This window comes from Burkholderia sp. BCC0322 (assembly GCF_902833045.1).
Taxonomy (GTDB): Bacteria; Pseudomonadota; Gammaproteobacteria; order Burkholderiales; family Burkholderiaceae; genus Burkholderia.
In genome coordinates this window covers 616360-624391 of sequence record NZ_CADFDU010000004.1, presented here as the reverse complement: position 1 = coordinate 624391, position 8032 = coordinate 616360, and the positions used below count along the sequence as shown (strand labels likewise).

8 protein-coding genes are annotated in these 8032 nt (G+C 69.5%); 2 read left to right on the top strand and 6 right to left on the bottom strand.

The features are described from left to right. Positions 1-518, bottom strand: a 518-nt coding sequence (locus tag HWX39_RS16015; protein WP_244135016.1) for a cupin domain-containing protein, incomplete at its 3' end; no start/stop codon positions are given. Between the two features lie 41 nt (positions 519-559). Here HWX39_RS16015 and HWX39_RS16010 point away from each other — a divergent pair. Beyond that, the gene (locus HWX39_RS16010; protein ID WP_175968969.1) at positions 560-1309 is read left to right on the top strand and encodes an SDR family oxidoreductase; all 750 of its coding nucleotides are present in this window, start codon (positions 560-562) and stop codon (positions 1307-1309) included. 81 nt (positions 1310-1390) lie between these two features. On the opposite strand, the gene HWX39_RS16005 is transcribed toward HWX39_RS16010, so the two are convergent. Continuing rightward, complete coding sequence (locus HWX39_RS16005; protein WP_175968968.1) at positions 1391-2692, bottom strand: aspartate aminotransferase family protein; 1302 nt, start codon at positions 2690-2692, stop codon at positions 1391-1393. A gap of 98 nt (positions 2693-2790) precedes the next feature. Here HWX39_RS16005 and HWX39_RS16000 point away from each other — a divergent pair, with 98 nt between their 5' ends. Further along, entirely contained in the window at positions 2791-3675 is an 885-nt protein-coding gene (locus tag HWX39_RS16000) for a LysR family transcriptional regulator (RefSeq protein ID WP_175968967.1), read from the top strand. A gap of 25 nt (positions 3676-3700) precedes the next feature. Here HWX39_RS16000 and HWX39_RS15995 read toward each other — a convergent pair whose 3' ends face one another. Genes HWX39_RS15995 through HWX39_RS15980 form a run of 4 tightly spaced genes read right to left on the bottom strand, consistent with a single transcriptional unit; the run spans position 3701 to position 7861 of the window. Beyond that, positions 3701-5140 carry an isochorismate synthase gene (locus tag HWX39_RS15995; RefSeq protein ID WP_175968966.1) on the bottom strand — a complete coding sequence of 480 codons (1440 nt, stop codon included), beginning with the start codon at positions 5138-5140 and terminating at the stop codon, positions 3701-3703. After that, positions 5137-5442 carry an isochorismate lyase gene (locus HWX39_RS15990; protein WP_175968965.1) on the bottom strand — a complete coding sequence of 102 codons (306 nt, stop codon included), beginning with the start codon at positions 5440-5442 and terminating at the stop codon, positions 5137-5139. Before HWX39_RS15990 ends, HWX39_RS15995 begins: the two co-directional genes overlap by 4 nt. Next, positions 5439-6212 carry an alpha/beta fold hydrolase gene (locus tag HWX39_RS15985; RefSeq protein WP_175968964.1) on the bottom strand — a complete coding sequence of 258 codons (774 nt, stop codon included), beginning with the start codon at positions 6210-6212 and terminating at the stop codon, positions 5439-5441. The genes HWX39_RS15990 and HWX39_RS15985 overlap by 4 nt, the downstream gene beginning before the upstream one ends. Continuing rightward, a complete protein-coding gene (locus HWX39_RS15980) occupies positions 6209-7861 on the bottom strand; it encodes an AMP-binding protein (protein WP_175968963.1) in 1653 nt (550 codons plus the stop codon). The genes HWX39_RS15985 and HWX39_RS15980 overlap by 4 nt, the downstream gene beginning before the upstream one ends. Between the last annotated feature and the right edge of the window lie 171 nt (positions 7862-8032).

Here is an 8032-nt window from a genome sequence, read left to right as displayed (position 1 = left end):
TCCATGATTTTTAAAGAGAAAGGAGGTGATTTACAGCCACGGCTTGAGAATATTGTTCTCGGCGGTGGCTGTAGATCACCCCAAAAAGTTTTTGGCGAACCGAAGCTGCAGTTGCCGGCCATCATCCGCGTGTCGACCGGGTTGCCCGGATCGCCGATCCGGTATTCGCCGTTGTCGAGCGCGACCGGCGGCGCGGTTTCGACGCCCGGCGGCGGCGGTTCGAGGCTGGACATCGCGACGCCGTAGGCCGCCGGAATCAGCACGAAATCGCCGGGCAGCAGCGCGATCGGCGCGTGTCCGTCGATCGCGATCCGGCACCCGCCGTCGAGGATCGCGCAATAGAACGGCTCGCCGGCGACCGTGCGGTTGATCGACCACGGGCTCGCACCGTGAACGGACTTGGAGTACCGCGCGCCCGGTTGCAGCAGCGTCACGACTTCGGTCAACGGGTCGATCATCGCCGGACTCTCGCAAAAGAAAAGCGGATTTTCGATTGTAGCGAATACGGACCCGGCCATCTATCGTACGGACACATGCCCAACACACCTCAGGAGTTCGCATGAAGACCGTACTGATCACCGGCTGTTCCTCCGGCTTCGGCCTCGAGATTGCCCGCCATTTCCTGGCCCGCGACTGGCAGGTCGTCGCGACGATGCGCACGCCGCGCGAGGACGTGCTGCCGCCGTCGGAACGCCTGCGCGTGCTGGCGCTCGACGTGACGAACGCGGACAGCATCCGCGCCGCGATCGACGCGGCCGGCCCGATCGACGTGCTCGTCAACAACGCGGGCTTCGGCGCGGCCGCGCCGGCCGAGCTGATGCCGCTCGACACGGTGCGCGCGCTGCTCGAGACCAACACGATCGGCACGATTGCAGTTACGCAGGCCGTGCTGCCGCAGTTTCGCCAGCGCGGGGCCGGCGTGATCGTGAACGTCACGTCGAGCGTCACGCTGAAGGCGCTGCCGCTGGTCGGGGCGTACCGCGCGAGCAAGGCGGCGGTCAATGCGTACACCGAATCGATGGCGGTCGAACTCGAACCGTTCGGCGTGCGCGCGCATCTCGTGCTGCCGGGCCGGGCACCCGACACGCGTTTCGGCGACAACGCGCGTGCGCACGTGCATGGCTTCGAGCACGAGGCCTATGCAGAGTTTGTCGGAAAGGCCGTCGCGAGGATGCTCGATGCGTCGGGGCCGATCACCCATGCGCAGGACGTGGCCGACGCCGTGTGGCGCGCGGCGACGGATCCGTCGAGCCCGATGCGCATTCCGGCCGGCGCCGATGCCGAAGCGTGGGCGGCCGAAACGCACTGATCGATCGGGAAGCCGTTGCGCCGGCCGGTCGCACCGGCGCGGCGGATCGCGTGATGCGGAGAAGGGCGTTACCGCACGCCGTTACAGCGCACGTTCGATTGCCTGACCGAGCAGCGACACGCCGAGATCGATCTCTTCGTCGCTGACGGTCAGCGGCGGCGCGATCCGGAACACGCCGCCCATGCCGGGCAACTGCACGATGTTCATGCTGAGCCCGAGATGCATGCATTCGCGCGTGATCTTCGCACCGAGCCCGTCAGCCGGCTCCTTCGTGCGGCGATCCTTGACGATCTCGACGCCGAGCAGCAGCCCGCGTCCGCGCACGTCGCCGATGCAGTCGTAGCGTTCCATCAGGTCGAGCAGGCCGCGCCGCAGCCGGTCGCCCATCACGTTCGCCCGGGCAACGAGCCCGTCGCGCTGCACCACATCGAGCACGCGCAGGCCGACGGCCGCGGGCAGCGGATCCGACACGTGCGTCGTGTAGAACAGGTAGCCGAGTTCGTGCGCGCGTTCCTCGATCGCCGCGGACGTCACGATCGCCGCGAGCGGCAGCCCGGCGCCGAGCGTTTTCGACAGCGTCAGGATGTCGGGTGTCACGCCATCGCGCTGGCACGCGAACATCGTGCCGGTGCGGCCGATGCCGGTCTGCGCCTCGTCGAGGATCAGCAGCATCCCGCGCTCCTCGCACTTGTGTTTGAGCGACGCCATATAGCCCTCCGGCAACTCGATGATCCCGCCGGAGCTGAGGATCGGCTCCGCGATGAAGGCCGCGAGGTTGCCGCTCGACTGGCGATCGATCAGGTCGAACGCGTAGTCGAGTTCGGCGAGGAAGTCATGAGTGCCGTTGCGCTCGAAGCGCGGCCGGTACGTGAACGGCGCCGGAATCGCGAACGAGCCGACGGCGGCCGGGCCGACACCCTTGCGGCCGGCGCTGTACGTGGCCGACGCGGCCGCGCCCGTCATCCCGTGCCACGACTGCGCGAAGCCGACGATCTCGTACTTGCCGGTGACGAGCTTCGCCATCCGGATCGCCGCTTCGTTCGATTCCGCGCCGGTGCTGAGCAAAAGCGCACGATCGAGCCCGGCCGGCGTGATGTCGGCGAGGCGAGTCGCGAGGTCGACGACCGGCCGCGACAGCATCCCGCTGAACAGATGGTCGAGCTTGCCCGCGTATTCGCCGATCACGGACACGATCTCCGGATGGCTGTGGCCGAGCACCGCGCTCATCTGGCCCGACGTGAAATCGAGGATTGCGCGGCCGTCCGCGTCGTACACGAAGCTGCCTTTCGCGCGCTCGATGATCATCGGCTCGAACGTGCTGCCGTAGCGGACCAGGTGCTGCCTGGCGTTGCGCCAGAAGGTCGGGTCGTCGTTCAGGGACATCGGGCGTCTCCAGACAAGAGGCAAGGGGTAGGGGGCAGAGGGCAGGGGTCGCTTGCAGTCTAGGCGCGCGTCTGGTTTGATGGAAACGAATAGTGCTTATGCAAGGTAGAAAAGGAGCTGATACCTTGGCGCTTTCGCTCGAAATCGACCTGCTGCGCTCGTTCGTCGTGATCGCCGAGGTGCGCGCGCTCAGTCGCGCGGCCGCGCGTGTCGGCCGGACCCAGTCCGCGCTCAGCCAGCAGATGAAGCGGCTCGAGGAGATCGTCGACCAGCCGCTGTTTCAGCGCACCGGGCGCGGCGTGGTGCTGACCCATCCGGGCGAGCGGCTGCTCGTGCATGCGCACCGCATCCTGCGGCTGCACGACGAGGCGATGGCCGACCTGTGCGGCACGGGGCTGTCGGGGACGATCCGCTTCGGCTGCCCGGACGATTACGCGCAGGCCTGGCTGCCTGCGCTGCTGCGGCAGTTTTCGAGCCAGCATCCACAGGCGATCGTCGAAGTCGTATGCGGGCCGACGCCGCGTCTGATGGAACAGCTGGAGAAACGCGCAGTCGACCTGGCGATGATTTCATTGCCGGACGACGGCGCGAACGACGACATCATTCGTCGCGAGCAACTGGTCTGGATCGGCTATCCGGGGCTCGAACCCGCGCATTTCGATCCGTTGCCGCTGGCGCTGTCCGATCGCGACACGCTCGATCACATCGCGGCCTGCGAGGCGCTGGATCGGGCCGGCCGCGACTACCGCGTCGCGTATGCGAGCAGCAGTCTCGCGGGGCTGGTCGCGCTGGTGCGTTCGGGGCAGGCGTTCGCGGTGATGACGCAGACGGCGGTGCCGGCCGACCTGGCGATCGTCACCGGCGATCCGCGCTTGCCGCCGTTGCCGGCGGTGGGCATTGCGCTGAAGTTCGATCGCAAGCGGCCGTCGCATCTGACGGCGGCGTTCGCCGAGCATATCCGGCTCACGCTGCCGCTGTTGTGATGCGCGCGGCCGTCGCGCCGAAGCATCACGCGAGCGTCGACGAGGCCGACACCTTGGCCGAGTCACCGGCATTGGCATCCGCCGTCGCATCGCGCACGCGGATCGCCGCCTGCATGCCCGACAACTTGAGTTCGGTTTCCTGATATTCGTTGACCGGCTCGGAATCGGCGACGATGCCGCAGCCCGCGAACAACCGGCAGGCGCCCCCGTCGACCAGCGCCGAACGTAGCGCGACGATGAAGTCGCCGTTGCCGTGCGCGTCGATCCAGCCGACGGGCGCCGCATACCAGCCGCGATCGAAGCCTTCGTGCGCACGGATGTGGTCGAGCGCCGCGGCGCGCGGATGGCCGGCCACCGCCGGCGTCGGATGCAGCGCCGCGACGACCTGCAGCAGCGTCGCATCCGCCTTCAGCGTCGCGCGGATCGGCGTGCTCAGGTGCTGCAGCCTCGGCAACCGGTGCAGCGACGGCTGCTCGGGCACGTCGAGCGCGCGTGACAGCGGCGTGAGCGCGGCGCGGATCGCGTCGACGACGAGCGCGTGTTCGAGCCGCTCCTTGGCGGAACCCATCAGGGCCGCGCCGAGCGCGCGATCGTCGTCGGGCGTGGCGCCGCGCCGGATCGTCCCGGCCAGCGCATGCGTGCGCACGTCGCCGGCCGCGACATGCGCGAGCCGTTCCGGCGTGGCGCCGACGAAGCAGGCCGCCTCGCGGCGGACCGCGAACAGGTGCGCATGCGCGTCGCGCTTGCGCAGCCGGCGCAGCAGCGGCGCGACGGCAACGGGCCGCGCGTATTGTTCGAGCACGTCGCGCGCGAGCACGACCTTGCCGAACGCGCCGCCGTGGATCGCGTCCACCGCGCGCCGGACTTCGTGCTGCCATTCGCTGGCCTGCAACGCCTGCGTGTGCAGCAGGTGCGGGGCATCGTCGTCATGGGTGGCGGCGAGCGTGCCGAGCGACTCGATGCGCGTGAGGCACGCATGCGCGAGCGCGGCAGGATCGTCGTGCGCGGCGACCACGTGCTGGCAGACGGCCCAGTGGGTATCGCCTTCGCGCACGATCAGCAGCTTCGCCACCGTCATGCCGGCGTCGGGAAACGGCGCCCAGTGCGCGCTGCGCGCGCCGCGCGGATCGAACCGGAAGCCGCCGACGAGGCGCGGCGGTTGCGGGCCGGCCGTCACCGCATCGCGAACGAGCGTGCGCCAGCGCGCATCGATCTGCGCGAAGCGCGTGTCGCCGGTGGCGCTCAGTTCGAGCGCGCAATCCCAGCCGAACAGCGTGACGGACGTATCGCCGGCTTCGAGGAAGAACCACGGCGTGGCGCCGTCGTCCCACGCGGCGATCAGGTCGAAGAAGTCGAGCGGGCGCAGCGGCACCGACACCGACGCGAGCGTCGGCGTGCCGGTGTCGGCGGCGCGGCGCGCCGCACGGGCGAACGTGTCGTGCAGCAGCGGGAGGCCGGCGTTCATGCGAGCCCCCGTTGTTGCCGCCAATAGTGCGTTTGCTGCGCGATGTACCACGCGATCAGGCCCGAGAACAGCGTCTCGACGTAGTCGGCGTCGAGGCCGGCCTGCTCGGCCCAGCGGCGCCGGTCGGGCAGCATCGCGGCCACCCGTTCCGGCGCGGCGATGCTCGCTTCGTCGGGCTTGAAGCGCGACGCAGCCTTCACGTACTGCATGCGTCGGCCGAGCGCTTCGATGATGTCGGCGTCCAGGCGATCGATGGCTTCGCGAATGTCGGGTAGCCCCGTGCAGGCGTCCGGTTTCTTCATGTGTGCTCCTTTCCGTAACGAAGGGATTGGCCGATTCGTTCGACCAGATGCGCGATCACCGCCGGGTATTGGTGGCGCAGGTAGAAGTGGTCGCCGCTGAACGTCTCGATGCGGATCGGGCGCGACGCGACGTCCTGCCACGCGTGCGCTTCGTCGTTGTCGAGCTCGGAATCGGCGAGCGGCAGCATCACGCCGAGCGGCGTGTCGATCCGCGGCGGCCGGTCGCGGCGATACGTCTCGATCGCGCGGTAGTCGCTGCGGATCATCGGCAGGTAGATCGCGCGCATCTCCGGATCGGCGAGCAGCGCGGCGTGCTCGCCGGACAGCCGCGCGACATCGGCCACGAGCGCTTCGTCGGATTGCAGGTGCAGATCCGACAGGCGCTGACGGTGCGGCGGCGGCAGCGCGGACACGGCCAGGTAAAGCGGCGCCGCGCCGCGCGCCTCGAGCCGCACCGCCACCTCGTAGGCGAGCGCCGCGCCGAGGCTGTGCCCGAACAGCACGAGCGGCGCGTGGGCATAGCGTTGCAGCGCGTCGGCGGCGGGGCCGGCGAGTGCGTCGATCGTCGTCAGGCACGGCTCGCCGAAGCGTTCCTCGCGGCCCGGATACTGCAGCGCGAGCAGGTCGACGTCCCACGGCAGCGCGCGACGCCAGCCGCGAAAGAAATTCGCGGTGCCGCCCGCGTGCGGGAAGCAGACGAGCTGCGCGCGCGGGCACGGCGACAGGCGCAGTTCGCGGATCCAGTTCGAATCGGTCGGTCGTGCGCTCATGCGGCCGCCGCCTCCAACTGGCGGCGCAGCAGGTCGCGCAGCGATTTCTTGCTGGTCTTGCCGATGCCCGTTTCCGGGAAGCGCGGCATGAACTCAATGCGATCGGGAATCTTGAACGCCGCGAGCCCGCAGTCGCGCAGGTGGCGTTTCAGCACCAGCCTGGACGGCGCGGGTGCGCGGGCGACGACGAACGCGCAGGTGCGCTCGCCGAGCAGTGGGTCGGGCATCGCGACCACCGCCGCGTCGTGCACCTGCGGATGCGCGAGCAACAGGTTCTCCACTTCCTCGGCGGAGACCTTCTCGCCGCCGCGATTGATCTGGTCCTTGTCACGGCCTTCGACGACGAGATCGCCGTCCGCGGTGCGCCGCACACGGTCGCCGCTGCGATAGAAGCCGTCGGCGGTGAACGCGGTCGCGTTGTGCTCGGCGAGCCGGTAGTAGCCGCGTATCGTGTACGGGCCGCGCACCTGCAGTTCACCGATTTCACCGGGCGCGACCGGTTCGCCGGCATCGTCGACGATGCGCACTTCGTCGCCGTCCGACACCGGGCGGCCCTGGGTCTGCGCGATCCGTTCGGGCGAATCGTCGAGCCGCGTGCAGCAGATGAGCCCTTCGGCCATGCCGAACACCTGCTGCAGCCGGCAGCCGAGCACGGGCGTCACGCGCGCGGCCGCGTGGTCCATCAAGCGGGCGCCGCCGACCTGCAGCACGCGCAGGCTCGACAGGTCCGCCTGCCGTTGCGGCTGTTCGTCGAGCCACAGCAGCGCGAGCGGCGGCACGAGCGCGGTATGCGTGACGCGCTCCTGCGCGATCAGCGCGAAGCTCTGTTCGGGCTCGGGCCGCCCGGTCGTGACCACGCGGCCGCCCGCGAGCAGCGCGCCGATCGTGCCGGGGCAGCACAGCGTGAAGTTGTGCGCCATCGGCAGCGCGGCGAGATACACGGTGCCGGCGTCGAAGCCGCTCGCGGCGCTGCACGCGCGCACGTTGTACAGGTATTCGCGATGGCGGCGCGGGATCAGCTTCGGCGTACCGGTCGTGCCGCCGGACAGCTGGAAGCACGCGATGTCGTCGGCGCGTGCCGCGCATTCGCGCAGCGGCGGCGCGTCGTACAGCGCGTCGAATGGGGTGAACGCGTGATCGTCGCCGGCCATCACGATGTGCTCGAGCGCCGGGCAGTCGGCCTGCAACGCGGCCGCGAGCGGCCGGCAGTCGAACTCGCCGAGTCGTGCGGCGCCCAGGTACGCACGCGCGCCGGCGAAGCGGCAGAACGCGCCGATCTCGTAGTGCCGGTGAGCGGGCAGGGCGAGCACCGGCCGTACGCCGAGCTGGAACAGCGCGAAGCACGTCTCGATGAAGCGCGCGCCGTTCGGCAGGTGGACGACGACCGCGTCGCCGCGCGCCAGGCCGAGACGCGCGAGGCCGCCCGCAAGCCGGCGGATGCGCGTGAGCAGGTCGCGGTAGCTGAGCCGGCAGGCGCCGTCGACGATGGCGAGCGCATCGGGATCGCGCTGCGCTTGCGCGTCGAGCGCATCGAAGAAAGTCGTCTCTTGCCAATAGCCGGCGTCGCGATAGCGGCGCGCGAAGTCGTCGGGCCAGTCGGGCGCGTCGGCCGGGAGGGCCGGTGCCACGGAGGGAAGGGAGGGTTGCATGGGCGGACCTTGGGTTCCGGCAAGTTGTCAACAAATGTAAATGAGAGGTATTATCATTTGTAACAAGTGCCGCGATAGCGTCGTTTCTTTCGATATCGCGGCAATTTCATTCGATCGGGCGCCTGTCGCGCGGCGCCCGCCCGGCCCGGCCGGACAATCGGCCGGTTGCCG